The 26,945-nt window shown below is 44.1% G+C and carries 25 protein-coding genes and 1 pseudogene; 6 read left to right on the top strand and 20 right to left on the bottom strand.

Features of this window, described 5'->3' with window-relative positions; translation table 11 throughout:
• Nucleotides 1-78: 78 nt before the first annotated feature.
• The 17 genes and pseudogenes from BC349_RS12640 to BC349_RS12550 form a co-directional block, all read right to left on the bottom strand.
• A complete protein-coding gene (locus BC349_RS12640; RefSeq protein ID WP_187257131.1) occupies nt 79-1,296 on the bottom strand; it encodes a cation:proton antiporter in 1,218 nt (405 codons plus the stop codon).
• Between the two features lie 711 nt (nt 1,297-2,007).
• Nucleotides 2,008-3,078, bottom strand: a complete 1,071-nt coding sequence (locus BC349_RS12630; protein WP_187257129.1) for a serine hydrolase domain-containing protein — start codon at nt 3,076-3,078, stop codon at nt 2,008-2,010.
• 132 nt (nt 3,079-3,210) lie between these two features.
• The gene (locus BC349_RS12625; protein WP_187257128.1) at nt 3,211-5,496 is read right to left on the bottom strand and encodes a PD40 domain-containing protein; all 2,286 of its coding nucleotides are present in this window, start codon (nt 5,494-5,496) and stop codon (nt 3,211-3,213) included.
• A 7-nt stretch (nt 5,497-5,503) separates the two neighbouring features.
• Nucleotides 5,504-5,980 carry a RidA family protein gene (locus BC349_RS12620; RefSeq protein ID WP_187257127.1) on the bottom strand — a complete coding sequence of 159 codons (477 nt, stop codon included), beginning with the start codon at nt 5,978-5,980 and terminating at the stop codon, nt 5,504-5,506.
• A gap of 299 nt (nt 5,981-6,279) precedes the next feature.
• On the bottom strand, nt 6,280-6,717 hold the full coding sequence (locus BC349_RS12615; protein ID WP_187257126.1) for a VOC family protein: 438 nt from the start codon (nt 6,715-6,717) through the stop codon (nt 6,280-6,282).
• Nucleotides 6,718-6,887: 170 nt separating this feature from the next.
• Nucleotides 6,888-7,484: a DUF7010 family protein gene (locus BC349_RS12610; RefSeq protein WP_187257125.1), complete on the bottom strand. Its 597-nt coding sequence runs from the start codon at nt 7,482-7,484 to the stop codon at nt 6,888-6,890.
• Between the two features lie 204 nt (nt 7,485-7,688).
• Entirely contained in the window at nt 7,689-8,489 is an 801-nt protein-coding gene (locus BC349_RS12605) for a LamG domain-containing protein (protein ID WP_187257124.1), read from the bottom strand.
• Nucleotides 8,490-9,078: 589 nt separating this feature from the next.
• Nucleotides 9,079-9,441 (bottom strand): annotated as a pseudogene (locus tag BC349_RS12595) (ATP-binding protein).
• A gap of 68 nt (nt 9,442-9,509) precedes the next feature.
• Nucleotides 9,510-10,088 (bottom strand): hypothetical protein, encoded by a 579-nt coding sequence (locus tag BC349_RS12590; protein ID WP_187257121.1) that lies wholly within the window; start codon nt 10,086-10,088, stop codon nt 9,510-9,512.
• 13 nt (nt 10,089-10,101) lie between these two features.
• Complete coding sequence (locus BC349_RS12585) at nt 10,102-10,812, bottom strand: DDE-type integrase/transposase/recombinase (RefSeq protein ID WP_187257120.1); 711 nt, start codon at nt 10,810-10,812, stop codon at nt 10,102-10,104.
• Nucleotides 10,813-11,879: 1,067 nt separating this feature from the next.
• Nucleotides 11,880-12,638, bottom strand: a complete 759-nt coding sequence (locus tag BC349_RS12580; protein WP_187257119.1) for a class I SAM-dependent methyltransferase — start codon at nt 12,636-12,638, stop codon at nt 11,880-11,882.
• On the bottom strand, nt 12,629-13,369 hold the full coding sequence (locus BC349_RS12575) for a DUF2071 domain-containing protein (RefSeq protein ID WP_187257118.1): 741 nt from the start codon (nt 13,367-13,369) through the stop codon (nt 12,629-12,631). The genes BC349_RS12580 and BC349_RS12575 overlap by 10 nt, the downstream gene beginning before the upstream one ends.
• Nucleotides 13,370-13,756, bottom strand: a complete 387-nt coding sequence (locus BC349_RS12570) for a DoxX-like family protein (protein ID WP_187257117.1) — start codon at nt 13,754-13,756, stop codon at nt 13,370-13,372.
• A gap of 178 nt (nt 13,757-13,934) precedes the next feature.
• Nucleotides 13,935-14,381 (bottom strand): DUF2059 domain-containing protein, encoded by a 447-nt coding sequence (locus BC349_RS12565; protein WP_187257116.1) that lies wholly within the window; start codon nt 14,379-14,381, stop codon nt 13,935-13,937.
• A 256-nt stretch (nt 14,382-14,637) separates the two neighbouring features.
• Nucleotides 14,638-15,306: a hypothetical protein gene (locus tag BC349_RS12560; RefSeq protein ID WP_187257115.1), complete on the bottom strand. Its 669-nt coding sequence runs from the start codon at nt 15,304-15,306 to the stop codon at nt 14,638-14,640.
• Nucleotides 15,307-15,557: 251 nt separating this feature from the next.
• Nucleotides 15,558-16,325, bottom strand: a complete 768-nt coding sequence (locus BC349_RS12555; RefSeq protein ID WP_187257114.1) for an ABC transporter permease — start codon at nt 16,323-16,325, stop codon at nt 15,558-15,560.
• Nucleotides 16,326-17,607: 1,282 nt separating this feature from the next.
• Nucleotides 17,608-17,961 carry a VOC family protein gene (locus BC349_RS12550; protein ID WP_187257113.1) on the bottom strand — a complete coding sequence of 118 codons (354 nt, stop codon included), beginning with the start codon at nt 17,959-17,961 and terminating at the stop codon, nt 17,608-17,610.
• Between the two features lie 204 nt (nt 17,962-18,165).
• Between BC349_RS12550 and BC349_RS12545 the strand changes: the two genes are divergently transcribed.
• The 3 genes from BC349_RS12545 to BC349_RS12535 are packed head-to-tail and all read left to right on the top strand — an operon-like array spanning nt 18,166 to nt 20,881.
• Nucleotides 18,166-18,906 carry a (Fe-S)-binding protein gene (locus BC349_RS12545; RefSeq protein WP_187257112.1) on the top strand — a complete coding sequence of 247 codons (741 nt, stop codon included), beginning with the start codon at nt 18,166-18,168 and terminating at the stop codon, nt 18,904-18,906.
• Entirely contained in the window at nt 18,903-20,300 is a 1,398-nt protein-coding gene (locus BC349_RS12540; RefSeq protein ID WP_187257111.1) for a lactate utilization protein B, read from the top strand. The genes BC349_RS12545 and BC349_RS12540 overlap by 4 nt, the downstream gene beginning before the upstream one ends.
• Entirely contained in the window at nt 20,297-20,881 is a 585-nt protein-coding gene (locus BC349_RS12535) for a LutC/YkgG family protein (protein WP_187257110.1), read from the top strand. Before BC349_RS12540 ends, BC349_RS12535 begins: the two co-directional genes overlap by 4 nt.
• Here the strand turns inward: BC349_RS12535 and BC349_RS12530 are convergent.
• Nucleotides 20,876-21,643 (bottom strand): M90 family metallopeptidase, encoded by a 768-nt coding sequence (locus tag BC349_RS12530; protein ID WP_187257109.1) that lies wholly within the window; start codon nt 21,641-21,643, stop codon nt 20,876-20,878. The two genes, BC349_RS12535 and BC349_RS12530, sit on opposite strands and share 6 nt — an antisense overlap.
• Nucleotides 21,644-21,748: 105 nt before the next feature.
• On the opposite strand from BC349_RS12530, the gene BC349_RS12525 reads away from it, so the two are divergent.
• Both BC349_RS12525 and BC349_RS12520 read left to right on the top strand, forming a co-directional pair.
• Nucleotides 21,749-22,690 (top strand): fasciclin domain-containing protein, encoded by a 942-nt coding sequence (locus BC349_RS12525; RefSeq protein WP_187257108.1) that lies wholly within the window; start codon nt 21,749-21,751, stop codon nt 22,688-22,690.
• A gap of 193 nt (nt 22,691-22,883) precedes the next feature.
• On the top strand, nt 22,884-23,369 hold the full coding sequence (locus tag BC349_RS12520) for a LytR/AlgR family response regulator transcription factor (RefSeq protein ID WP_187257107.1): 486 nt from the start codon (nt 22,884-22,886) through the stop codon (nt 23,367-23,369).
• On the opposite strand, the gene mnmC2 is transcribed toward BC349_RS12520, so the two are convergent.
• Nucleotides 23,341-24,039 carry a tRNA (5-methylaminomethyl-2-thiouridine)(34)-methyltransferase MnmC2 gene (mnmC2, locus tag BC349_RS12515; RefSeq protein WP_187257106.1) on the bottom strand — a complete coding sequence of 233 codons (699 nt, stop codon included), beginning with the start codon at nt 24,037-24,039 and terminating at the stop codon, nt 23,341-23,343. The two genes, BC349_RS12520 and mnmC2, sit on opposite strands and share 29 nt — an antisense overlap.
• A 28-nt stretch (nt 24,040-24,067) precedes the next feature.
• Here mnmC2 and BC349_RS12510 point away from each other — a divergent pair, with 28 nt between their 5' ends.
• A complete protein-coding gene (locus BC349_RS12510) occupies nt 24,068-24,661 on the top strand; it encodes a DNA-3-methyladenine glycosylase family protein (RefSeq protein WP_187257105.1) in 594 nt (197 codons plus the stop codon).
• Nucleotides 24,662-24,786: 125 nt separating this feature from the next.
• Here BC349_RS12510 and BC349_RS12505 read toward each other — a convergent pair whose 3' ends face one another.
• Nucleotides 24,787-26,940: a S46 family peptidase gene (locus tag BC349_RS12505; RefSeq protein WP_187257104.1), complete on the bottom strand. Its 2,154-nt coding sequence runs from the start codon at nt 26,938-26,940 to the stop codon at nt 24,787-24,789.
• Between the last annotated feature and the right edge of the window lie 5 nt (nt 26,941-26,945).

Here is a 26,945-nt window from a genome sequence, read left to right as displayed (position 1 = left end):
GAATTTGTTAATAATTGTCAAATCAATTGCAATTGACGCTGCACACCTGATGATATTGGGTTGTTGACGTAAGAATGTCTATTCATTCCGACCAAAAGCCTGCTTTAGTAATAAAGGGGTTGTCAGGGTGGTCAGCACGCCCATAATTACTAAAATAGAGAAAACCTCGGTACTGATTAATCCGTTTCTGTATGCAATGTTGGCAATTACAAGCTCCATAATTCCTCTTGCATTCAGTCCTACGCCAAGTGTCAATGATACCCTCCTGTTCAGTCCGGCCAGCGTACCGCCAATATATCCGCCAGCAATTTTGGATAAATAGGAAACGGTTATTACTGCTATCAAAAGCCCGATGTTACTTATTGCGGAAATATTAAATTCAAGTCCGATTCCTGCAAAGAAAATTGGGGCTAAAAGTCCCATTGCAATATTGCTCGTTGTTGTTTCTACTGACTTCAAATTGTCTTTGCCAATGAGTGATTCACTTATAAGCATGGAAGCAAAGAACGCACCAACAATGAAATGAAGACCTAAGTTCTCAGTGAATGTAGAAAATAAAAGCACAAAAGCGAAGAACAATGCAAAAAGGGACTCTTTCCCTTTTAAAAAAGAAACGAGATTGTCGAGTGACTCCTGAATATAATTCCCTTTACGTAAAACACTTTTGATAGATAAATAGGCGATACTTAATAGCGAGATAAATACAATTAATTTTATGAGGGATATCGAACCGGCCTTAACAACCGACATAACAGACATATCAGTGTCTTTAATGTTGAGCAATACGCCTAAAATAGATAAGGCCAATACGTCATCAAAGATGGCTATTGAAATGATCTTTTGACCTACTTCCGAATTTATTTTACCCAGATCCATTAAAATCCTGATACTCACCGGAAGTGCCGTAATGGCAACACACAAACCAATAAATACAGTGGTCATAATATCCTGGTTGAAATAATATCCAACTGCTATACCACCAAATATCGGTATGAAAAAAGCCATAACTGATATGATGATATTCCTGCCTTTCAGGGATTTGAGGATGTCGTCAATGTTAATTTCAAGTCCCGCAATAATTACCAAAAGAAAAATCCCTAATTCGGAGATGACTTTAATGTCTTCTGTTCGGTGGATTAGATTAAGAAGACTTGGTCCCAGAATAATACCTGCGATAATTTCCCCGATCATTGCAGGTTGTTTAAATCGCTCAAAGATTTCTCCAAAAATCCTTGCAGTCACCAATAGAATCAATAAGTTGGTGAAAAAAGGAAGTTCAAGATATGGTTCGTTCATATTCTGTCAAAAGTAAATATTTATGCCTGGTTGCCTGTTCCGCTTTTTTGGGTAATAGCAGCCACTATTTTTACTGTTATTACAGTTTTAAGTTGTCATTTTATTTGAGTCAGTTGTTGGCATTATCACTATCAGTAGCGGTTGGCTTCCGAAAATTGTAACGAATATCCGACCCGGTTTCAAAACGTACTGTTTAATTTATGTGCAAGGCTTTCATGATGCCGCCTTGCAGGAAGCTGATGTGGTGTGGCGTAAGGATTCATTTTAGCCGTTGTTTTTCGAATTTGTCAATTATCGTAAAATCAATTGCAATACCTAAGCCAATTCCAATGGCATACATTACTATATCCCATGGGTCATAAGTCCTGCCGAATAATTCGATTCCGTATAGTTGCGATAATTCAACTATTATTCCAATTGCAAAGGTGATGATTGCACCTGTGATCCGGGATGAATTGACTGACAGGTTCCTTCTCAGAGATATTTGCAGCAACAGGTACAGATTCAAGGGTAGCAGGATATCAATTAAATAGCCCCGGATAAAATTCTTGAAAATACCCTGATAATCGGGTCCAACTGCGAAATGTAGTACTCCTACGAATAGGGAAATTAGTACAATTATGTATATGCTCTTTCTGTTTTGCATCCTTCAACCCTCACCTTGTTTTACCGGGTGTGATGATGTTCACTTTCTGATCAGACAGTTTCTATTTAATTTATCACTGCATTGATTTTTTCCCAAAGCGCATTGTCAAAGCCGGATACCGCAAAATCCGGATTGGCGGGATCTGATGCGTCACCCATACGGACTATCACCATTTTTTTACCGGGGATTACATATATACGCTGGTCTTTTGCACCCATCGCGGCATACATATCAGCCGGGGCATTGGGAATCAGGCTGCCCTGGTAAACAGTTTGATCGCTGGGTACCATATACTTCGATTTTCCATTTAACCACCACAGGTAACCATAGGAGGGGTTGATGGATTGGGAAGTAGTAATGCTTTCCGAAAAGAATGATTCATTCACGACCTGTTCATTGTTCCATTTTCCTTTATTCAGGGCCAGTAAACCAAACCTGGCCATACTTCTGGCAGTACTATGGTAGATTGTAAAAATGGTTCCGAAATTCCAACGGCCATCCATTCCGATTTTACTCTTCAGCTTGGTGTTGAAATAAGTTTCAAAGTTCTGGTTGGCTGCCTCCGCCACTACGTCAGTCAGCTTCTGGAACACATTCCCATATGCCCAGCGGGTACCGGCATCGGCCACATGGGTCAGGTTGGATTTAATAACCAATTGGCTGGCATCATTAATGCCGGAAGACATGGTTAACAAGTGCCTGACTGTAATCAGGTTTTCCTTTTCCAGTGGCATACTGGTCCAGCCGGTGCCTAAATAATCGGAAGCTTTATTATTGATATTGAGCAGGCCTTCTTGTTGGGCAATACCGGTAGTGGTGGCTACCAGGGTTTTTCCGGCACTGTTCCACTCCCATTCAGTGGCGGCATTGTGCCCGTTAAAATACGTTTCCATTACGATCCGGCCATTTACCAGGATCATAAAGGATTTGGTGTGGCTGGCATTGAGGAAATCCTTTAACGGTTGAACGGCGTTTTCCTTCCAGCCCAGGCTCGAAAGCGATTGAGTTTCCCAGGTGGTATTGGGCGTGGAAGGAAAATACATGGTGTCTGGGGGAGGCGGCTGGTCAACAGGGTCGTCTTTGGTGCAACCCGAAACGGATACCAGCAGCAGGACCAGGTAGGCTATTTGTTTCATACTAAATGGATTCAGCTTTCTTGTTCGACTACTTATTTTATAAAAGGTTTAACGGGTTCCGTAGGTTATTCTTTACAAAATGTTCGTATACAAGGAGGCAAACGGTAAAGCAGGGTAATTATTGCCTCAATATCATTCAACCCATAGTGGTGTTCCTTCTTCCCATTTATTATGCGTAAGCCGGAATCGTTCTTTCGTAGTTAAATTGTACGCTACAATTTCACCATACATTTGAGGTGAGAATATGATAGGCTGAATAAGAGCCTGTTCATCATTTATGCCATAACCTTCTGTGGTATATATCACCCATTCGCCATCTGGGGAAAAATGAGCATGTGCATTTTGTCCTTTGCCTGCTGAAATTCTTTCGGGTTCCGACCAACTATTATCCGGATTTAATTTCATCAAAAAGATGTCCATAGTTTTGTACTCATTATCCTTTCTTAGCCTGTCGGAAGCAAATACAATTTTATCTCCCTGTATGGAAATGGCAGGAAAATTATCCCGATGGATGTCGTTGGTTAGATTTTCAATTCCTTTAGTGGTTTTTAAATAAATATCAAAGCTTTCGCTTCTGCCACTGCGAAAAACTATTTTACCGTCTTTACTGATGTCAGCAAAACCATCATTATAGGGTGAATCAGAGAGTTTGGTCACAATTTTAGTAGCAAAGTCATATTTCCAAATATCGCCCTGGGTAGTTGCATTTGCCCTGAAACTGCCCGTCGTGAAAATCAACGCTTTCCCATCATGAGTAACCTTACTGTCCAATACCGAAAAGTTGGCTGGGTTTGTATTGGGTTCTTTTTCTAAAATAAATAGAGGCTTTCTTTCTTCCGTTGCATAATCAACCTGGTAAAAATGTATGGTGGAGTTGACAAAATGGTTAATGAAAACCGCACAGAGGAATGAAAATGCAGCCAGACCATAAAAAAGGTTGTTGTATAATTTGGATATCCTGTAGGTTTCTTTTCCGGTTTCTTTTAACCTGGTAGTTCTCTTGTACTGCCACCAACCCAGCACAATCAACACAACTGTCAGCAAGCCCATTGTCCAACGAATGGTGCTTACAGGCATGGGATTGATGACGTCCACAAACAGGAAAAGTCCGCCGGTGGCAATTCCAGCTACCACTGTCAGTATACTAAAAAGCAAATATTTCCAGAAGGGGGTTTTCTTTCTGTTCCTGACCCCCAGAATGAGGCCTGATAGAAACATAACAATAACCAGAATAGGGAGCCAGAAAACACTAAAACCCAATGGCTTGAGGTACTCAAAAAAACTTTGTATATCACCTGCATCGTAGAACAAAAGGTTGTTTCCAATCTGAGGCGGTGCTACAAATGCCCTGCGTACCCCGAATGCTTCTATTTGCTGATCAGCGAAGAATAGTGAGCTGGTGAGTTTCGCCAACACATTGCCATCAAAGCCGAATTTCCCCTGCTGTCTTTGAGTTTCCGGATAATTTCCGCCGTGGAATACCATCAGGCCATTGGGATGAATATCTGCATGGAACATCAAATCCGGACTGTTTGAAAACAAAGGGGTGATTTCTTGGGTGGCTTTGTCTGCCTGCATGATTTTAAAATCCTGTTCGCTGTTCCAGGTAGTAAAGACTATATTTCCATTGGGCAAGTATTTCGGGGAAACAGCCGGACCAGGAAACTCAATGAGTTGTTTTTGACTGGTTCCATCTGTATTCATTTCAAAAATGGAATTTTTACCGGTTCGGCCACTGTAAAAAACGATTTTCGTTCCATCTGCCGACCATAACGGGCTGCCGTCCCAGGAATCGGAATCGGTGAGTCGTTTCAAATTCTTACCTGAAATATCTACCGAATAAATATCGCCTATTCGCTGCCTGGCAAATGGAAATTGCGGATGCGGAACAATTTCATGCCCGCGGTCGCTGCTAAAGGCAACCTGTTTTCCATCAGGTGAAAACGCAGGCCGGAAGTCACCACCCGGATCATTGGTCAGGTTGGAGGCTGTTGAAATATCCTGAGTGGAGTCTGGCAGAAATGGGATGATATATATATCAGAATTACCTTCATGGGAAGCTACAAATGCCAGTTGACTGCCGTCTGGTGAGAAAGCTGCCTGATCCTGGAAGGAATTGCTTATAATCAACAGGGCAGGGGATTGGTTTCCTTCAATGGGCTGTACATATAGCTGCGGTAAGCCGGATCTTTCAGAAGTATACACCACGTATTTCCCATCTGGACTGATAACAGCATCATAATCCAGGGAAGGGTGGTTGGTAAACCTTTCAATTGTTTTTCCGCCGTTTTTTGAAATATAAATATCCCAATCCTGGGGGCTAAATGTCGAATAGAAAATTCTTTCGGCAGACTGACCAATACCAGTTATGTTGAATACCAGTATCAATAGAAGGGAAAAACAGGCTCGCTGTTTCAAGTTGTTTCTATTTATCTTTTTTAGGAATTATGGCTGTCGCTTCGATTTCTATTAATAAATCGTCCCTCACTAGTTTACACACCTGGACTAATGTACTTGTGGGTGGTTTTAGGTGATTGAAAAATTTGTTTCTCACATCTCTCATAACCTGCACTTGTGTTATGTCAGTCATAAAGATGCCAATCTTTATCACATTATCCATGGTGCCACCACTTTCTGTTACGATGTTATTTATATTGGTAAAAACCTGCTCTGTTTGTTCGGCCAGATTGTTTTTGCCGATCAGGTTTCCTTTATTGTCAAGTGCTATCTGTCCCGATATGACAATCATTTTACTATTGCCTAAATCTACTTCAACTGAATGGGAGTATCCTTTTGCCGGTGATACTGAAGTGGGGTTTCTGAAATGTACAAAGGAAGTATCTGTTTGTGAAAAACCTGTCAAAGGGAGGAGAAGTAAGAAAGGTATATAGGCTCTTTTCATTATTATAAATTGTCATGAAAAAAAAGTTAGTCACCTTGCTTTTATGCAATAAATTCCGGAGTTGTTTCGAATCGATTTATTAAAGATAAATCATCGATCGAACCTTTTGGATTAAAAACTAGTATTATACATATAGTAGCGAGGATTCTATACATTTTCGCCTACGGTCAGGGATTTATATGACCATGGAAATTTCCAGGGTTTATCCCGCCCGACAGAAAATGCTGTTTCCTGATAATGTGGAGAGTACTGCCAGACTTTTGTTAATAAATTTCTTTGACGATCGTTTTTTTATTCGTTTATATTTTTCCGTTATAATTTGGATCGAAATCCACCATCCATTCAATACCGAATTTGTCTCTGAACATCCCAAAATAGGATCCCCATGGACTGTCGCCAATCGGTACTTCAATATTTCCGCCAGCTGAAAGTCCGTTAAATAACCTGTCGGCTTCTTCCCGACTTTCCGCGCTGACAGATATTTTAGATCTGTTTTCGTTTTCATTTACCTGGCCCATACTTTCTGGAACGTCATTGCCCATTAAAATATTTTTGCCAATAGGCAGGGCAATGAGCATTATTTTATTTACTTCATTTTCTGCTACTGGAAATTCAGGACTCGATATATCTTTGAGACGCATGATCTTTGCAAACTCTCCACCAAATACTGATTTGTAAAAATTGAATGCCTCTTCGGCGTTTCCGTTGAAATTTATGTATGGATTGATAAGTGCCATGATTGTATTATTTGGTTCAAACCTATCGTTTAATAACAAACCCGGCAAGGTATAAAACCGTCAAAATAGAGGTTGTTTGCGTCAGGGGGTTTGCTTTGACCTCCTTCCGATAACAGGATTGATGCAATCCAGGGTTTCGGAGCAGGCCCCTGTAGGTGACTGGCAGTTTTTTATTTGGTATTTTTATCTATGTGCAATTTGTTTTTGCGAAAGGATATAAACATAAAAAGTCCGAATGATAATTCAATAAATGAGCCTGTTAGCAAAGAACTTAATGACTGGAATTTAAAATAAAATAACAAGCATGCTGAAATTCCTAAAACTGCACCTAAAACCCAATAAAGCCTGGTGCCATAAAGAGTTGCAAATGTTACATATCTTCCGCCAATAATTAGCAGCATAGCTTGAAAAAACCATTCTGTTTTTTGCGATGAAAGCCCATATGCAAGGGGTAGACACATTATCATAAAAATTGTTCCTTCCATAGCCAAGGTTCCCAACTGATTGCCCTTTGCATGTGTTCCACTTAGTCCAATTAGCTTGTTAAGTAATACACTGATAGGAAAGATGAACATACCTCCCAAAAGGAGCATCAAAATGGCTTGTTTTGAGGAAAATTGGTATGCTATAATTGCTGCGGTCAGCCAGATAAGTCCTGAAACTATTACACCAATTGCCCCATTTGCATAACCGTTACACATATCAGTTTGTGCCTGCCTGAATGTTTCTATTTTAAATCCGGAGTCATTAATTGTTTTCTCTTTCATGTTGTGAGGAATTTTACCTGGTTTATTTTTAAGGTTACTGTTGGTTTTTTTTAATTATCCCTAATGTAAAGTTGTTCGCATCAGCAGGACCAATGCCAATGTGTTGCGCACCCGGGGCGAATTGTATCCTAACTGGTATCCTGGCGCCATGCAGTTTCAGGGACAGGTTCAGTTAGAGCATGTAATAGGCAGTTCAGTATGTTGCTATTTCTTATTAAACAGCAGGCCGACTTCTTCGGGAGTTAGTGCCCTGTTATATATCCTTACTTCATCAATTTCCCCGTTGAACATTTCATAATTGGCTGCGTAATTCCCACTGTTATTATTTCCACCAATGGTCCCCCCGTTGATAAATGAAACTTCCGCCGGATTGGAGCTAACACCCGATGAACCAATTGAAAACAATTTGCCATCATAGTATTGATCATATTTGTATCGGGGTAATAACCCATTTTCTTCTTTGATGTAGGTTTGGACCAATACCAGGTGATGCCATTGGCCGGTTGGATCGGAGGGGGATTCAGTAAATGCATTTGCGGTGCAAGTATTGGGAGAAGAGAAGTAAACCACGTTGTCCCGCAGGATGTATTTTGAATTTTCGTAAGACAGGGAGATTGAGTTGGTGCAGCCGGTAGTGAATTTTGGCCGGATCGAAATGGGCGTGTTATAGTTGATTTTTGAAGGTTTTATCCATAATGAGACCGTAAATTGTCGCATGTTATCTGCTTTGGGAAGGCTGGGAATGATCATATAATCACCTGTTGACCCGTTGAACTTGTAGGCTGAATTCGGGCCTCCAAAACGATCCGTGGTGGTGGTAGTTCCCACTATGGTTAGGTGGTAATCATTTCCACTCTTATCATTGCCATCCCCGTTTAAGGGATAATAGGCCACCAATCCATTGTCCAGCGTACTATTCACTGAATTGTCGGTTTCGTTTTCCTTTCCGCAGGATGTCAGAATAACAAGGCTGAACATCATGGTCAGCAAATATCGATTTGTCATAAGTTGAATTAATAATAGTAGCAGAGTTGGGCTTCCAACATAGTAAATAAAATACACAATTTCAAGTGGGTATCTGCTGTATTGTATTTGAGCAGGTTTCCGGTACAATTTTAGCAGCCGTTTGTCACAGTTGCCACATGGCTCTGGTTGAACAGGTCTCCATGCTATGGTGTGAGTAATGTTCGAACTCTTCTGCGGCAGTATAAAAATCCGTCATCTGAACCGTCGGTGTATTCGTGAATGTCTTCTCTGTCGATATGATAAATGCGTTCTTCCAGGTGATGAATGAAATTTGTCAATTCTCCTTGGTGTGCAGAATAGGGTCCATGCATTATGGTCCACCATGAAATCCAATAAAGCAAAAAGCAGTCGGGCTATAAATTATTTGCAAGTGGTCATGTTTATTTTCAAAAGCCAAATTGAAACCATGACAGGAAATTTCCGATGCATATCAATAATGTTCCGTTGAAGTCCAAACGTACCGCCCTGGTAATGCAAGGCCCTTGTTAGCGGTATCGGGGCTTTTGGAACTAATATATTTTGTTGTTGTCAATGTGAAAATATTAAAATTTGGATTTTTTTGTATGCCTCATTGGATTTGTAGGCTTTGTAGCCTTTGTTTGACAGCTTGTGAACAGAGTCCTGCAGCCAGGTAGGTTTTGCCCGTTCCGGATGGCCCCATCAGGATGATATTTTAGACCTGATCCTGCCTGTTAAGCTCTTTGAGCTGGTTCATGCGCGATTTGGTAAGACCATTGTCCACGCTGTGGTCATACAATGACAGGTCGCTGGTGGGTGGCAGTTTGGCTGCCCGCAATCGGTTGGCCAGGTCGTTTTGTTCCCGATAGGCGGTTTCCGCCAGCAGGAGCCGTGCTGTAAATTCCAGATAGCCGGTGTTGGCGTTTTCAGCATCCCTGATCAGATCGTCCAGTTCCGAGTGGATGCCATTCATCCGGAACTGCTGGCAATATTGCCGGATTTGTTGTCTTGTTTCCATGTTTCTGTATTATTGATTCTGCATTAAAACATATCGTGGTAATCGGCAATTGAACTGGTAGCGGGCTGTATAAAGGCTTCGCCAGGCATTTTGCCGTTAAAGGGGTTCATGTGGATGATTCTGGCGGTTTCGGCAGCCTCGGCTTGTTGTTGGTGAAGATGCGCGGCCACACTCCTGAGGTCAACGGCACTGCTAAGTCCATGGGCAGTACAGTACTGAAGTGCCTCGGTAATGATCTGCCGGGGATATTCTTCCATGGTCTCCCTGAACAGCACAACCTGGTCCCGGAGGTAACGGGGCTTGACTTGTCTGATCGCTTCAATAAAAGTATTACCCAGTTCTGGTTGTTCCAGGCTGCTGCAGACTTGCAGAATCAGCTCCCTGACTCCGATTCCTTTATCCCTTTTGTGATAATTGTTGATGATTTTATGGCCTCTACTAGCCGATAGCTGGTGGCGGCACAGCACCACACCCTGTTCGTTCATGATTAGTAATTGACCCTGCTCAGCCACCACGCGTACCCGGGACCCTTTGCCTGCATAGGTTCCCAGGAGAAGGGAATAGAAGTTCCCTTTGTAGGAGATACTGTTATCCTTTCTCACGGTGTACCAGTTGTTACCGGAAGGTGCAACTATAACGGGTACGACAGGCCGCAAATAAGCCTTCTCTATCGCCCACTCCGCGGCCGGGGACTTGCGCGTAACAGCATGCGGCAGATAATTGGCATGTTCTGGACAACCAGGCCAGTGCTTCCTGGTTCAGCATGTCAATATCATCAAAGGGTCGGTTATAGAGGAAGTTTTGCTTGATGTATCTTACCGAGCTTTCAATCTTGCCTTTGCTTTCAGGATCCGATTTTCGGCAAAAATGCAGCGCAAAACCAGCAGCCCGGGTGTAATTACGGAACTTCTCCGTAAGGATCAGGTCCCCGTAGTTTTCATTCACCAAAAACAGCCGGTCCTGGTCATAGACCACCGTTTCAGGCACACCTTCAAGATAAGCAAAGGCCTGCTGGTGGGCTTGTACGGAGAGTTCAGTAGTAAACTTGGAAGTAGTGAAAAACGCATATTTATAGCGCGACCGGGAGAGGGTCAGGATAAAAAAATACAATTTAACCGACCTGCCCTGGCTGTTGCGGAGGATATATTCGCCAAAATCTACCTGTGCCTGGGCGCCATAGGCACATTCCGGAACCATGGCATATTCCCGCTGGGAAGTGGTCTTCTGAAGGTGGCATTTCTGCCGCACCCAGCAGACAAAATTGAATACCGTCTTGCTGTCAACCAACGGAAAATCAGCATAATGTTCTTTAAGCCAGTCGTGCATTTGTGCAGCCGAAGTCCCCGGATATTTGCTTAAACGTGCCTTTACAAAGTTTTCGTAGGTAACCAGTTCCTTTTTACGCTCTCCCTGCTGCTGTAGGAACTGCTCATATTCCAGTTCGGTCAGGGAGAGATACTTTTTGACCGTCCGCCAGTCAAGTCCCTTGTCTTACTAATCCTGACAATGGACAGTCCCTCCCGACGCAGTTGATGTACTTTATGATAAGTCATGAGTTTTTTCGCATATGAGTTCATAAATCCGGATGTGTTTTCCGGCAAATCTCATTTTTTCTTTCCCCGGCCGCGGCCGGGGAAAGAAAAAGTTCTGCATTCCTTGTTGCCAAAAACTCTGTATCCTTATTTGCCAAAAACTCTGTATTCTTATTTGCCGATTACAATAACTTACTCCAATAGCTGGAATAAAAGCCAATGGCTTCTAATGGTATCAATAAGAGTAACCATTTTTCTATGTGTGGGAATAAGATTCTTTTCATTTATTGTCATTGATATTATTTGGATGTGTCGAGATAGGGTGACGTACAACGGCAAAGGTGTTGCTGTCAGCAGGTGAATTTGGAAAACTGCAGCTTCACTTTTTTCCTGCTGTTGATTAAAGATAATTAGTTGAAAGTTTATTCTTCAGCACCTATTGCAGCAAAAACATTTTATCGACTGTTCTTCTTTCGTCACACGTTATAAATATATATCAGCAAGAATGCACCGCTAAGATATGTCCACAATGCAGCAAACAGAATGTGAACAGCTGTTTCAAATTGTTTTCCTCGCCAATGAAGCGATGAATAGCCAAAGAACTGGATAATTAAACGTGTCAACCAGAAAATGGCAAGTCCAAGTGAAATCCGTCTGCCGAGAATTGTTGTCAATAGTTCATTAGTTGATGTCAAGCAAAGTAGTCCCATAAGAAATACACCAAAAGCGATAAAAAATGTATGTACATACATCATCTGCCTGTTAATGTGACTTATGGCGCCAAGTTCAACTTTCCATTTGAAATATCGTGGAAATATCACATGAAGTAAAGCCAATAGCATGAGTAACAGACCAACTATTTTAAGATGCAGTACCATTTTTAGTAAGGATAAAAGTAGAAATGAATGGTGTAATTTTTATTTCGTTGAAAACTTTAAATCCTGCTTTGTTAAAAGTTTGTAACCAAGTCCATTTGGAATGGAAATGCAAAAATCCAATGTTGTAGGCTATAAAGTTTGCGGTGTCAAGAAGATGTTCGGTTACTATCACTTGGCCTTCTGGTGCAAGTACCCGATTTAATTCCTTAAAGAAAGCAACTCTTTCTTCATTATTGCGAATTTCATGAGCCGAAAAAATTGTAAAAACATTGTCGGCTGACTTGTCTTGCAAAGGCAAATGAGTTGTGCTCGTCCTAAGCGTGTTTGGGAAAGGCGAATATGCTTTTCTTGCTCTTTTGATTGAAACTTCGGTGTGTTTTGTAGGGTTGTAAAAATCTAAAACTGTCAACTCGGCATCTGCATACTTGGTTTTAAGCAAGGTGCTTGTTTCGTCAAAACCAGCATTAATGTTTATAATTTTACTTCCAATTCGCACATTGTCAAGCCAGTTGAACTTGTAAAGTGAAGAAAGGTCGTAAATGAAATATGAAACCAAAAGCGAAACCAAGTTTGCAAGGATGATAAGCAAAATGCAAACTATGACTGCGGCACGAAGTGCCGCAGGTAGGTAGTCCCTTGTTAAGAGCAAAGCAATTATTGCAATGGCTGACAAAACATAGTAATGCCAATTGAAACGAATAATGTTTCCTACTCCCTGAAATGGTTTTCTTACTACTTCCATTTTTCAAATCTGCCTTTTTTCCAGTAGTACGGAATATTTTTTATTATGAAAGCATTTGCAAGTTTCGGTTCTTTCAAATTCAGTTGGTCGATAAATGAAATGCGATAGTCCACAACCTTTACAGGAATTGGCTTCCAGTTTTCTCTCACTCCTTCAATAATTAAGACTGTATTGTCCGATTGATTGTAAGTGAAAGTGAAGGGTAAAGGACCTGCAAACCTTCTGGCTTCTTTCCAATCATTGAAAGGCGAACCATCAGGCAAAGAAATATTTACGCTGTTTGTGTTTTCAATCTTGATGTTAAAAGCCGATTTGGCAGAATTGATTTCGGTTGTTCCGTTTGACTTTGCTTGTTGAATGTCAGTTGTCGTGTAGCTGTAATGGGTAAAAATGTTGCCTAAAAATTCCATTTTCTTCTTGTCAGTTTCTGATTTGAGAATATATAGCCCTCTAAAACATTTTCCTGCATTGTTCCTGAAACGAACAAAAACACGATAACCGATTAGAAAAAAATCATTGCCCATGAATTTTGGAAAACCTTTTGGTCGTAAGCTTTTTGTTTGAACCATCGCCACAGCAATAAAAGCCCATTTTTCGTTAAATGTGTCTAATGTCAAGCAGTCGGGAATGAGATGTTGAATTTCTTCTTTTGGAACTGCAAAAGTCAATACAAGTGAACTTTCAAAATAAGCCTCAACAGCAAATGGATGGTTTTTAAGGTAGGAAAGCATTTAGGCTGGTTGTAATTTTTTGTTGAGGTGAAACTCGTTGTAATAAATTAAAAGTATGAACAAGAAAGCCCAAAGTGAATTCAATTTTCCCCATAACAACAAGTCAGGCACAAGATAATACTCCAAAGTGTTCATTGTCGCAATAACAAGAATTTGACTTATAGCGTTAATACGTGTCCAGATGCCGCTTAAAATCCATGCCGCCATCAACATCTCCGAAATTCCAATAAGAATTGTCAACAGTCGTGAATGGTCGTGTCCCAAAATACTTGCAACAATTTCTTGGTGTCGTGGTACAACGTTTAGCACTTTACAAACAAGTCCGTTTATGAGCCAAACTGTCGCAATGAGGAAAGTTGGTTTTTGATGTTTTCTTGTGTCTGTCATAGTAGGGACTGTCGCAATAGAATAGCCGGAAACTAATGTTTTTGTGAATAAAAGAATATTTCGTGGGGCGGATAGAATTGATTTTGCGGGGAAATGAATACGCAATTGGGATAGCACATATGCGTCAATGTTTGGGGGCGAAAATGGCGGGTGGAAGTGGACTAGCTGTACCACACCCTTACTGATCGTCTTTCAGATAACCTTTCTCCTTTAATCGCCCAATAACTTTCTCCCCAAGCTTCTGTCCCCAGGCTTCCCCTACCGCATAAGATTCCTGTGTAATGAACGGTAACTTTTCAATCAATTTCCTTCCTACCGGTGTCTTGTAAAATTTTATCAATTCGTCTATTTCCGCATCTGTAAAATGCTTCGCATATATGGGTACCACCAATTCCACCAACTCCTCACCTGTTACTTCCTTCATAAACTCATCCCAAAAGCTGGCCGGGACTTCAGTCAATTGATTCTTGAACGAACTAACCATCTGGTTCATTACCTGTACCCCCAATTTGCCCGAACCACTTAACTCCATCAACTCACGCACTTTGGGCACACTGGCCCCCTTTTGCGCCGAAACAACTTGCGATATACTGATTACTACCGCTATCAAAATAAATTTTATCATATGCATGGGTATTATTGGGGTGTTTGAATGTTCATTTCGGATTCGGAGAATCAGCTAACGTTCAAGTATTGGCGAAGGCAGGGCCATTACTAACGTCCAGCCCGGCTCAGCCGATATATTATTTACAAAAGTTCATATTTCTAATCAAAAGCTCAATTAAAACCGTGACAAGCTTGGACTAATTTTCATCATTGATCTGCTGTAGAAGTTTCGTCGTCCCGCCCTGCTTTTGCCAATATTTTTGTTGTGGGCAGGCCTATTTCGCTAGAGTATATTTAATAGCATTAATTACCTCAGCGTCTGTTTCCTGAGTTAGCCTTTCATTTAGAATATTAAACATACACAGCCGTAGTCGTCTATTAGATCTGCAAACCATGTCTAAACTTCGTATTCTTACACTTTTACTGTTATCAACTAATCCTATTTCATAATATTCAATTTTTTGTTCTGTCGTGAATCCTCCATCTTCAGTAATTAATAGTCCAGTTTCCCTAACTCTTTTATAGCGGTGAATCAAAAATTTTCGAATTATTTGTTTACCAAGTTTAGAGCGCTTTGAAGTTCGTGACAAATCTTCAATTAAAATTTCCCACGCATGTTTCCCACAATCTTTGATTGACTCAAATATTAGTTCAAGAACCTCTTCCCTAATATATCCATGCTTAATTAAATCAAAACTAACTGCTCTCGCGTTAACAATTGCTAATATATCATTGTCCAAAATTCTTTTATTTGGATTTTTATACCAATTCTCTAATAAGTTTATAGCTAGAATTCTTTCAAATTCAACCTCTCGTACAGTCAAAAAATTAAAAGGAAACTCCCACCTTATATATAATTTACACCAAAACCATTTTTTAATCCACAAACGAGGGAATCTAAATAGAAGCCAGGTGTTTCTGAATAGTAAGTAAGCGTCAATCATTGAAAGTGAAGATTGATTATAGGGGACGGGCTTGCCCACAACGTTGACGTATTTGTATTGCCAGGGCCATTACTAACGTCCCGCCCGGCTCAGCCGATTAATTATTTACTAATGTCCATATTTATAACCAAAGGCCTAATTGAAACCGTGACAAGCCTGGACTAATGCTCATCAATGATCTACTGTTGAAGTTCAATTGTCCCGCCCTGGTAATTCAAATACACATGTTAGCGGTTCGGCTTTCTTTCTCGTCAGTCACCTACTGTAAAGTCAGGCTGTAAAATATCCATGTCACCTTTTATTTTGTTTATATCAATATCAATCGAACTTTTCAAATTTGCATAAACATTTGTCGTTGTGTTATGAAATCCTATTATTCTTATTGCTACAATCTTTTTAAATCTTGTCACTATTTTGACTTTGGTTTCTGGACAATAAATCCCTTCTCTAAATTCATCTCTTATTCCATTCTTTAAAATAAAGTTTCTTAATTCTTCTGAATTGCTTGTTGCTTCCCAAATGTGATCAGGTGTTACAGCAAAAGTTATTTTATAATCACTCTTATTGTCAAAGTAGTACCAACAGTTAAATTCGCCCACATGCGGCTTTCTAACAAATGAAATAAGTCCAATTGAGGCAATAGCGAAAATTAAAAAAGTAACAACTCTCCATCTAAACGGTTTGCCTAAAATATTTTGTTTTGATTTGAAGGTTAGAATAAAGAGTAAGGCGGCTAATATTATTGGAATGGTAACAATAAGCCATCGTCCAACATTCTGTCTGTCATAAAGTAGTAAGTAGCTGGCGTGCTCAAAATATCTTAGAAGCCAACCTAATGAAACAAAGAAATTTATCGTTAACCCTTTATGTTTGTTAGTAAGCAATGTTAAAAACCCAATCAGCGTAGCAATGGTCAAAAGAGGTGTATAAATTCCTATTCCAAATCTTATGGTTCCAAAGAAAATTAAAAGTCCACATGAAAAAAGTATGAAAGTCAGAATAGGAATTAAATATCTCAAAGTGTTTTTGTTTATTGGGTTCGCTCTAAGCTGACCGCTAACGTTGACGTATTTGTATTGCCAGGGCCATTACTAACGTCCCGCCCGGCTCAGCCGATTTATTATTTACTAATGTCCATATTTATAACCAAAAGCCCAATTGAAACCGTGACAAGCCTGGGCCAATGCTCATCAATGATCTACAGCTGAAGTTCAATTGTCCCGCCCTGGTAATACAAATACACGTGTTATGCGAACGGTTACTGGACCCTGCCTATACATTAACAGCATGCTGAACGATTCATCAGAAATTCACCCCAGTTGTATCCTTTGCACCTCCAGAGTAACTGCAGAAGCTATTGTCCAAAGATTTGTTTCCAGCTCTTTTGCACCCCACCTTACACCGCGCTTTGGTATTGTAGTAGCGGAGTGCGGTGTTTTTGTGTCCTATAGGTTGTCTCTGTTTCCTTATCGCCCACCTTGCCTAACCACGGAAATGCCGCAAACGCAACACGCGGTGTAACACAACAATTAAGCACTTTCCATCCGGGGGTATCGTGCGCCCGTTACTGTGTTTGGTACGGTAGAAATGTTAAACCGAATGCTGCCCACCTGGCTATTTGTTTTGCAATTTACATCCAAAGACCCCTGCACTTTCAGTCGGCTGCACCAATATTGTTCGACAGGTTGTTAGCATGATAGCGAAGCCATTTCGCATAACGTTATTATTTGCGTATTTGCCAAATGTAATTAAATACACAAGTTCTTGGAAATGATCTTGATTTTATTGCGGTTTCCGGATTGTACTGTTGCGGCAATGAAATGGTGTGGATATGCGCTATCTGGATAGCGCATGGTTTATCGGGGTGCCCCGGTTCCTCCTTCCGCAATCTTCATCGCCCCACCTGCCATAGCTTCGCCACCTTGGTCACATGCCAGACCTAGTTATTTGATCTGGCCAATATAAGCACTGATTCCGATTCTAACAATGGATGTAAGACCGGGATTTTCCCCGTACCCGCTTGCCTCAACTGGCATTTTCACCCAAATTCTTTTGTATGACAACCAACAGAACTTTACCATTCTCACCCAATTTCATGTCCTTCATACTGCATTTCGGGTCCACCGTTCCTTCCTGTGGAACCTGGGTCAGGCCAAATTAGTTCCGTCACCCCGCCGTAATCGTGCTGAATACCTGTACGAAAGTTGTTGATTTTTGTAACAAACAACCCTTTATCCCGGTAAAACCTACCCAAAAATTTACTTCTTGTCAATTATTGTACGGGGAACAGGCACACATTGCTTACTGTGCTACAAAATGCCAGCATACTCCCGCCAGGTCAATGATATTCACTTCCCTGCCATAAGGTTGGCGGGTGGGCGGAGCTGTCCGGATACCATATCGTTCCTCCAGTTTCCTGTCAGTTATGTATTGCCAGAATTCATCGGCATCACTGATTCCCACACTAATTATCAGATTTTCTGCAAAACCACTGTTATCGTATTTCTGTAGAATAAACCTGCATCCATCCCTTTCAAATCCTATGTAATCCCCACCGTCCCAACTGATGTTAAATCCCAGTTCCAAAAACAGGCTTTTGGAGCCCTCAAAATTGCTGCCGGAGGGAACAAAGGGCTCAAGTGTCAAAAATTTCATTTGATCCGATTTTCAGATGTAAATACCTTATTATTTTTTATGCCCCCCTGGCAGGATGGCCCATGACGGCGGTCAACTTTCATTGGTGTAGCTTCATCCCGCTTTTGGCGCTGTGTATGTTCGGATAATTTCCCTTCAGCTTTGGATAATTTTCAAACAGCCGCCAACAGCCGGTTAACTGAATTTCGTACAAACCTGTATTGCATGCTTACTGTGGGATTATTTGTTCCCTGCTATATTGACCAGTTCTTTCCGCAGGTGGCCATCGCCTCCCTGCAATTGCTGGAGAAACTGGGCTGCCGCGTAGTGGTTCCCACCAACCAGACTTGCTGCGGCCAACCGATGGCCAACAGCGGCTTTGCCGCCCTGGCTGCCGGTTGCGATAAGAACTTCATCCGCAATTTTGCCGGACTGGATTTTATTGTATCACCCTCAGGTAGTTGCGTGCTGCATGTAAAAGAACATTTATCGGATCAGCATGCTCCCACAGAAGCCGCCCGGATCCGAAACCAGGTGTATGAACTGACAGAATTCCTCACCGATATTCTAAAGGTACAGGCTCTTACTGCCAGTTTTCCATATAAAGTTGGCTGGCATAATTCCTGCCACGGTCAACGCGGACTGCACCTGTCTTCCATGTCAGAGCTGGTGGCCCCGGATTTTTCAAAACCCGCCCGCCTGCTGCAGATGGTCGATGGTCTTGAATTGATCCTGCCGCAGCGCGTGGACGAATGTTGCGGTTTCGGCGGCACTTTCAGCGTTTATGAAGAGGCCGTTAGTGTGAAAATGGGGAGGGACCGCATCCGCGAACATGAGGCCAACGAGGTGGATTGCATCTCCGGCGTGGACATGAGCTGCCTGATGCACCTGCAGGGCATCCTGAATCGCCAGGGCAGCAGGGTTCGCATACTGCATATTGCTGAAATCCTAAATGCCCGATCATGAGTGCACCAATCTATCCGGGTAAGGGCGCGGATTCTTCACATGCCCGGCTGGCTGCGATTTTTAATCAGGACGAAAACCGCACTAATTGGCACGATCAAACGCTTTGGTGGGTGAGACAGAAGCGCGATAATGCGGCCCGACAACTGCCCGAATGGGAACAGCTCCGGCAATGGGCTTCCGATATCAAGGACCATACCCTCTCTAACCTCGATGCCTACCTGGTAGAATTCGAGAAAAATGCCCTGGCCAACGGCATAAAGGTTCACTGGGCCACCGACGCGGCAGCACATAATTCCATCCTGCATGAGATCATCAGGACCAATGGCATCACCCGTATCGTAAAGAGCAAGAGCATGCTCACCGAAGAATGCCACCTTAATGAATATCTGCTGCAACAGGGTATCGAAGTAGTGGATACCGACCTGGGTGAAAGGATCGTGCAGTTGCGGAAAGAGCCTCCCAGCCATATCGTGCTGCCCGCCATCCACCTGAAGAAACAGGAGGTGAGCGATACCTTCCACGAGTACCTGGGTACGGAAAAGGGCAACAACGATCCGCAATACCTGACGCAAGCAGCGCGTATCCATCTGCGTGAAAAATTCATGGCTGCTGATCTGGCCATCACGGGCGTTAATTTTGCCGTGGCAGAAACCGGCGGTTTTGTGGTCTGCACCAACGAGGGCAATGCCGATATGGGGGCCCATGCCGCCAGGATTCATGTCGCCTGCATGGGCATTGAAAAGATCATCCCGAAGGCAGAACACCTGGGACTGTTTACAAGGCTGCTGGCCCGTAGCGCCACCGGACAGCCGGTCACCACTTATACCAGCCATTTCCATCGCCCGCGTGCCGGACGGGAATTGCATATCATCATCGTGGACAATGGTCGTTCGCGTCAGTTGGGCCGCGAGGATTTCCGTAACTCCTTGAAATGTATCCGCTGCGCGGCCTGCTTCAATACCTGCCCGGTCTATCGTCGCAGCGGCGGTCATAGTTACCATACGGCCGTAGCAGGGCCCATTGGTTCCATCCTGAATCCCAATCTCGATATGAAGGCCCACGCAGACCTTCCCTTTGCTTCTACACTTTGCGGCTCCTGCACCAATGTGTGCCCGGTGAAGATCAATATCCACGAACAGCTCTGGAAATGGCGACAGGTCATCGCGGCAGAGGGACTGATGGAGCCTTCCAAAAAAATAGGCATGCGTTTTATGTCCCGGGTACTGGCCCGCCCGGCCATATACCGGTTCGCCGGCTCCGCAGCGCGTTTCATCATGCGCTGGTTTCCCTTCCTGCTGAAAAACAAATCCCTTAATCCCTGGTACAAACAGCGGGAGCTGCCGCAGGCTCCGAAAGAAAGTTTCCGGGACTGGTATAAAAAACAACGGTCATGAATAACCGGGATCAGATATTGAAAGCAGTTGCCAATGGCAAACCGGCCCCCAAACCCTTGTCGCTGCCGGATTGGAGCAGTATTGCCCCGCCGCCGGATCTGCTGGTTTCCTTTGAACAATTTGTTCAGGCTGTGGGTGGGGAGGTATTGTTCCTGGATAATACGGAGGCACTGCAGCAACTTATCAGCACTGAGAAAGCGAGTGGCGGCTTTATCATCAACAGGGCAGGAGAGGGCGGTGTGGTGGATGAAGTACCTGACAGTCCGCGTTTGCTCGAGTCCGTGAAAATTGCCTATATCCGCGGCTCCATCGGTGTGGCGGAGAACGGCGCCATCTGGGTGGATGAATCCGCCATGGGTAACCGGATACTTCCCTTTATCTGCGAACAACTGGTATTGGTGCTCCGGGAAAATGAACTGGTGGCTGATATGCATGAGGCATACAGGCGGGTACAGATAAATCGCGAAGGTTTCGGGGTATTCATCGCCGGTCCATCCAAAACTGCCGACATCGAGCAGTCGCTGGTGATCGGCGCCCATGGCCCGAAAGGTTTGACGGTGGTGCTTTTGCCAGCCTTATAAATTGTCCTGCCTGAAGATCAGCTCCATCATCTCATACAGTTTCGGATGCTTGCTTTTCAGCAGGTCCGGCCGCTCAAAAAAGTACTCCGCCGCTACGGCGAAAAATTCTGTTTTGTCGGTGGCGCCATAGGGATTGATATCTGATTTGTTTTTCAGGATCTCCTCCATTTTCCTGCGTACGAGGTCCAGCCAGGGCAGGGTGTACTGCCGTGATAACAGTGCTTCGGGTATGCCGTCAATGGCACCATCGGCTTTGTCGAGCAGGTGCACGAATTCGTGTATGGCAGTATTGTATTTGTCGGTCTTGTTGCTGAACCCCTCACGAAGCGCCGTTTTGCTGAGCAGCATCTTTCCATTCATGTACCCCGATCCCACCATACCCATGTATTGCCGGTTCTTTCCTTCGGCCTGGAATTCCTCGTTGAAGTGATCCCCGTAAATCAACACATCGGTCAGGTTGCGGTAATGCCATTCCGGGAACCCGAATATGGGAATAACAGCACTGGCTGCCACCAGCACCCGGTCGGTGTCTGTGATGTCGGTTCCTACAGCGTCTATACGTGTCTGTTGTAAAAAGGTAATCAGTTCCTCCCGGAACCTCGTTTTTTCTGCCTCGGACAAACCCCGGTAATAATTGACTTCCCCTTCCAGGATAGCTGCCAGGTCCGGCGGAATCTGCACTGCTTTTGCTGCAGTTCTCTTCTCTTTCCGCCACAAATAAATGCCGATCAGTACGGCCGCAAAAAACAGGATGCCAAACATCCGGCTAATTTAATTTATTTCCATTCACTCCGTTTTTTTGACCATTCACTCCGCTTTGTTCATCTTTTGCCCTTGCATCTTGTTACAAAATGAAAATCTATGAACATGAAAAAGTATATGACTTCTCTGAAGCTGGCAGCAATCGCCCTGTGTGGTAGTATGGTAATGATTTCCTGCTCGGAAGACAATGATAGTCCGGCTCCCGTTGATCCTACTATTACCAATATTGTTGTGGCGGATACGAACTTCTCCATTCTGGCTGCTGCCGTTACCCGCGCGGGACTCGCAGATGCCCTGACACAGCCCGGTAACCTCACTGTATTTGCACCGGATAACAATGCTTTCCGCGCTGCAGGCATCACCGCTGCTGTTGTCAATAGCCTGGCGCCCGCTGATCTCGCTGCGATCCTGACCTACCATGTGGTTGGTGCGAAAGTTCCTTCCACATCTGTACCAGCCAGCGACAGTGTTCGCACGCTCGGTGGTAAATTACTGTTTGCTTCCAAAAATGCAAACGGTGTTTTTGTGAATGGCGTGCGGGTGAAGACGGCCGATGTAGCAGCCAGTAATGGCGTGATCCATGTGATCAATGGCGTACTGACACCACCAACCAAAACGATTGCTGAAATTGCCACTGGTAATCCCCAGTTTTCCATACTGGTTGCTGCCGTTGTGAAAGCCGGCCTGGTAGATGCTGTTTCCAATCCGGGTAAATACACCGTATTTGCTCCCACCAATGCCGCTTTCCAGGCAGCAGGTTTCGCCGATGAAGCAGCCATCAATGCCGCCGATGCCGCCGACGTACTGGCAATTGTTTCGCAGCATGTGATCGCTACCAACGTTTATGCCAGCGACCTGGTTAATAATGCCACTGCCCCTACTATTAAAGCTGGTGCTACACTGACGGTGAATACTTCTCCCGCCGGTGTGAAACTGACTGGTTCAGCCAATCCTTTCAGTAATGTGGTTACTACCGGCGCCGGAACAACTTTTGACATTACCACCACTAATGGTGTGATTCATGTAATTGACCGCGTTATTTTGTAAAATACTTACTGCCTGCACCTTTCAGGGGGTGCAGGCAGTTTTTGTTTAATCGCTTCCGCAGCCTGATCGCCCGATTCATCAACATATTTCCTGCTGCAAAAATTTATGTCGCATTTGCAGGCAGTGGCGGCATTATTTTTGAACGATCACACAGTTGTTTTGTTAGAATACTTCACCATAGGATTGGCGGATTATGGGAAATCTTATCACTGACAGAAAATCCAGGGAGGCGCAGCAACTTAAGAAGCTGCTGGGTTTATTATACCCTGATGTCTGTGCTGATAAATGCCTGGACGGGCTTGATAAAATGGTGTTGGGATGGCAGTCTTCCTGGAAAAAGAAATTCCTGGTCCATTCCGGGCGCCGCATGTTCCAGGTAGATGTTAATGATATTGCCTATTTCCAGGCAGATAACAAGATTGTTTACCTTATTACGGTTGATGGTGCCCGTTATATTATACACCAAACGCTGGAGGTATTGGAAAAAGAACTTGATCCCGCCCTGTTTTTTCGCATTAACCGCAGTGTAATTGTGCGGATTTCTTCCATCTCACAAATTCGTCCATCTTCCAGCAACCGCATGAAACTGGTTATTAAAACCGATTCGGATCTCGTGGATGAAATTGTCAGCCGGGGCAGGGTAGGTGCATTCAGGCGCTGGATTGGCCGGCATTCGTAGTGGCCGCTTTCCTGGCTCTTACCATTTCCCTTTTGCCGGGGGGGCCGGGGATTTTCTCTACCATAAACCCGGCAGCTTTCAATGCCCTTCTTACTTCACCTTTGCTGCAATAGGTAACCAGTGTGGCGCCGGGTTTCAGCAGGTTGAATATTTTCTGGAAAATTTCTGTGGACCACAGTTCGGGCTGCACCTTGGGTGCGAAGGCATCAAAATATACAAGGTCGAATTTTTTATCATGCTGCTGGTAGTCCTGCAATTTGGTGTGACGTTTGCACAGGGTAAAATTTGGTGCAATGGCCAGGGGCTTGTTCCATTCGCCGGTATGCATTTCCAGGAAAGTATGCTGCAGATCCGGCCTGTGTAGCAATTGACAGTAGTTCAGCTGTCCGGCAGTTTGGAGGTCAATGGGATAAGCCTCCAGGCTTTCATACCAGACGGTTTGTGTGGTGGCCTCCATGAGGGTGAGTAAGGCATTCAGTCCTGTTCCGAATCCAATTTCCAGGATATTGATGGATTCATCCGGGCGGGTGACCTTCTGTTTCCAGCCAGCTTCGATGAACACATGCATGGATTCCTGGATGGCCCCGTGTTTGGAATGGTAGGTGACCTCCATGGATGGAATGGCGATGGTGTGCGAGCCGTCTGATGTTGCCTGAAGGATTCTTTCCATCGTGCAAAGTTATTACATACTTTCGGGTATGTCCTATATCGAACACTTATCTAAAGACCGGAAACTGGCTAAAATACTGGGGGAGGAGCCCCTGGTGCTGAAGCCCAAAAAGCAGGTATACCTGCATCTCTGCGGCTCCATCATGAGCCAGCAATTATCTACGAAGGTAGCCGCGGTGATCTGGAAAAGATTTCTCGCCTTGTATGAGGATGAGAGTCCGACTCCCGAGCAGATACTGGCCACTCCTTATGAAACCCTCCGCGGGATCGGTCTCTCCAATGCCAAAGTGAGTTATGTGCAAAATGTGGCGCGCTTTGCGTTGGAGCATGGGATGGAATGGAAGCAGCTGAAAAAGATGTCCGACGAGGAGGTGATCAGTCACCTGACACAGATCAAGGGGGTGGGTCGCTGGACCACCGAGATGCTGCTGATGTTTGCGCTGGGCCGGGAGGATGTTTTTGCAGTGGACGACCTGGGTATCCAGATGGCCATGAAAAAACTCTACAAGCTCGACGACAGCAACAAAAAGGAATTCAAGGCCAAAATGCTGCAGCTCTCCGCGCGCTGGTCTCCCTACCGCACCTATGCCTGCCTGCACCTGTGGCGGTGGAAGGATGCCTAGGTGTCTGACATGTGGTGTCTGACATCTGCGATTGACATGTGGTGTCTGACATCTGCGATTACCGAATTCAGCAAATATAGATGTCAGACACCACATGTCAGACACCACATGTCAGACACCCAAACCTACCGTACCAGTTTCAATTCATCCACGATATGCCTGGCGCCGCCGAGCTTGTCGATGCACCAGAGGACATAACGAACATCCACACAGATGGTACGGTTCAGGTCCTTGTCAAAGGCGAGCTTGTGACTGAGGGCCTCATAGTTGCCGTCAAAAGCCAGCCCGATCAGGTTGCCGCTGCCATCAATGACTGGTGATCCGGAATTGCCGCCGGTGATATCATTGGTGGTAATAAATCCAACCACCAGGTCATTCCTTTGCTTGTCGATATACTGCCCGTAATCCTTGCGCGCAGCCAGCTCCATCAGCTTCGCCGGCAGGTCAAATTCATAATCGCCGGCTTTGTATTTTTCCATCACCCCTTTCATGGTGGTAACAAAATGGTAGTTCACTTCATCCCGGGGCCTATAGCTTTTCACATTGCCATAACTGGTGCGCATGGTGAAAGTGGCATCAGGGTACATTACTTTTTTCGGATTCATCTGCATGACTCCTTTCAGGTACATCCTTCCCAGTTCATTGTTCTGCGTGGTGAACTGCTGGAAAAATGGCAGGTATTTGCTGGTAAAGTTTTTGATGAAAGCAGATACATATGCAAATGCAGGATCTTCCTGGATGCTGGCGGGAGCTTTTTTAAATGATTCCCATTTGGCATCATTAAGAATCGCGGTATTCCTGAAAACATCCGCAGCCCATTTGCGCCAGCTGCCCTCTTCTTTCAGGTCCCCGTAATTGGCCTTAAGCCCCTCAAAAAATCCGATCGGATGCTGGTTCCTGTCAATATTTGTATAGAACATACGGGCGGTCGCAGCAAGAATCTTTTCATCACTGGCAAGATCGGCGGCTTTTAAAAATTCCTGCCTCCGCTCACTGGCATCCTCAACCGCTTTTTGCAGGTCACCGGCTTTTGCACCTGTACTGACAGCAAGCCTTTCCACATTCATCAGCGAGGCTGCAAATGCTGCCAGCGGAGAACCCAAAATACCCTCGTTGATATACACCCGGTGTTTGGCAAAAGGGCTCCAGGCAGTATAGGCTTTCTGCCAATCGCTGAAAATATTTTCAAACTCAGGCTTGCCCTTTGCCCACTGCCGGAATGCGGCTTCCTCCTGCAGTTTCTTCTCATAGATTTTATACTTCAGCAATTGCTTGCTTTCCCCGTCGTAAAATTTCCAATAGTTCGCTATTCCGGCAAAATCACTCGCCAGTTTCAACTTAACAGCCGGATCCTTTTTCATTTCTTCCAGCATATATTTGAGGCGGATATCACGGAGTTCCACCAGCGAAGGATTCTCTGTTTCTGTCTTCAACTTCACACCATAGGATGTTTCATAACGATTGGTGCCGCCGGGATAACCGAAGATCATTGCGAAATCACCCTCTTTCACCCCCCTGATCGAAACGGGCAGGAAATGTTTGGGCTTCATTGGCTGGTTCTCCGGAGAATAACCGGCAGGCTGGTTCAATTTATTGGTATATACCCTGAACACAGAAAAATCGCCGGTATGACGGGGCCATTCCCAGTTGTCGGTATCGCCGCCATATTTACCAATACTTTCAGGAGGTGTGCCCACCAGGCGGATATCATTGTATCGCTGGTACACAAATACCAGGAACTGATTGCCCTTGAATACCGGACTGATCCTGGCTTCTATGTTTTTGGAAACATCAGAATATTCCGCGTTGATCTGCGCAATGAGCTCCGACTGCCTATTCGCCCGCTCGGCACCGGATGATCCGGCCAGAAGCGAATCGATCCTCCTGGTCACATCTTCTATCTTCAACAAAAACTGCACACTTAATCCCGGTGCCGGAATTTCCTCCTGTTTTGTTTTCGCGTAAAATCCATCTTTCAGGTAATTGTGCTGCATGGTACTGGCGCCGGCAATCACATCATAACCACAATGGTGATTGGTGAAGATTAATCCCTGGCTGCTCACGATTTCCCCGGTACACCCGCGACCAAATATCACAATCGCGTCCTTGATGGATGCCTTGTTGATACTGTACAATTGATCCGGACTTAATTTCAATCCTTTTTTTACCATGTCGGCATAGACCTGTTTGCCCAGTAGCATGGGCAGCCACATGCCTTCATCTGCCAATCCGCGAAGCGTTGTTACAAGTAACGCAATCGATGCAAATATTTTTTTCATATGCA

Origin of the sequence: Flavihumibacter stibioxidans (assembly GCF_014332695.1) — a bacterium.
Lineage (GTDB): Bacteria > Bacteroidota > Bacteroidia > Chitinophagales > Chitinophagaceae > Flavihumibacter > Flavihumibacter stibioxidans.
The sequence above is the reverse complement of the archived record's forward strand: the minus strand, read 5'-3'. Positions and strand labels throughout refer to the sequence as shown.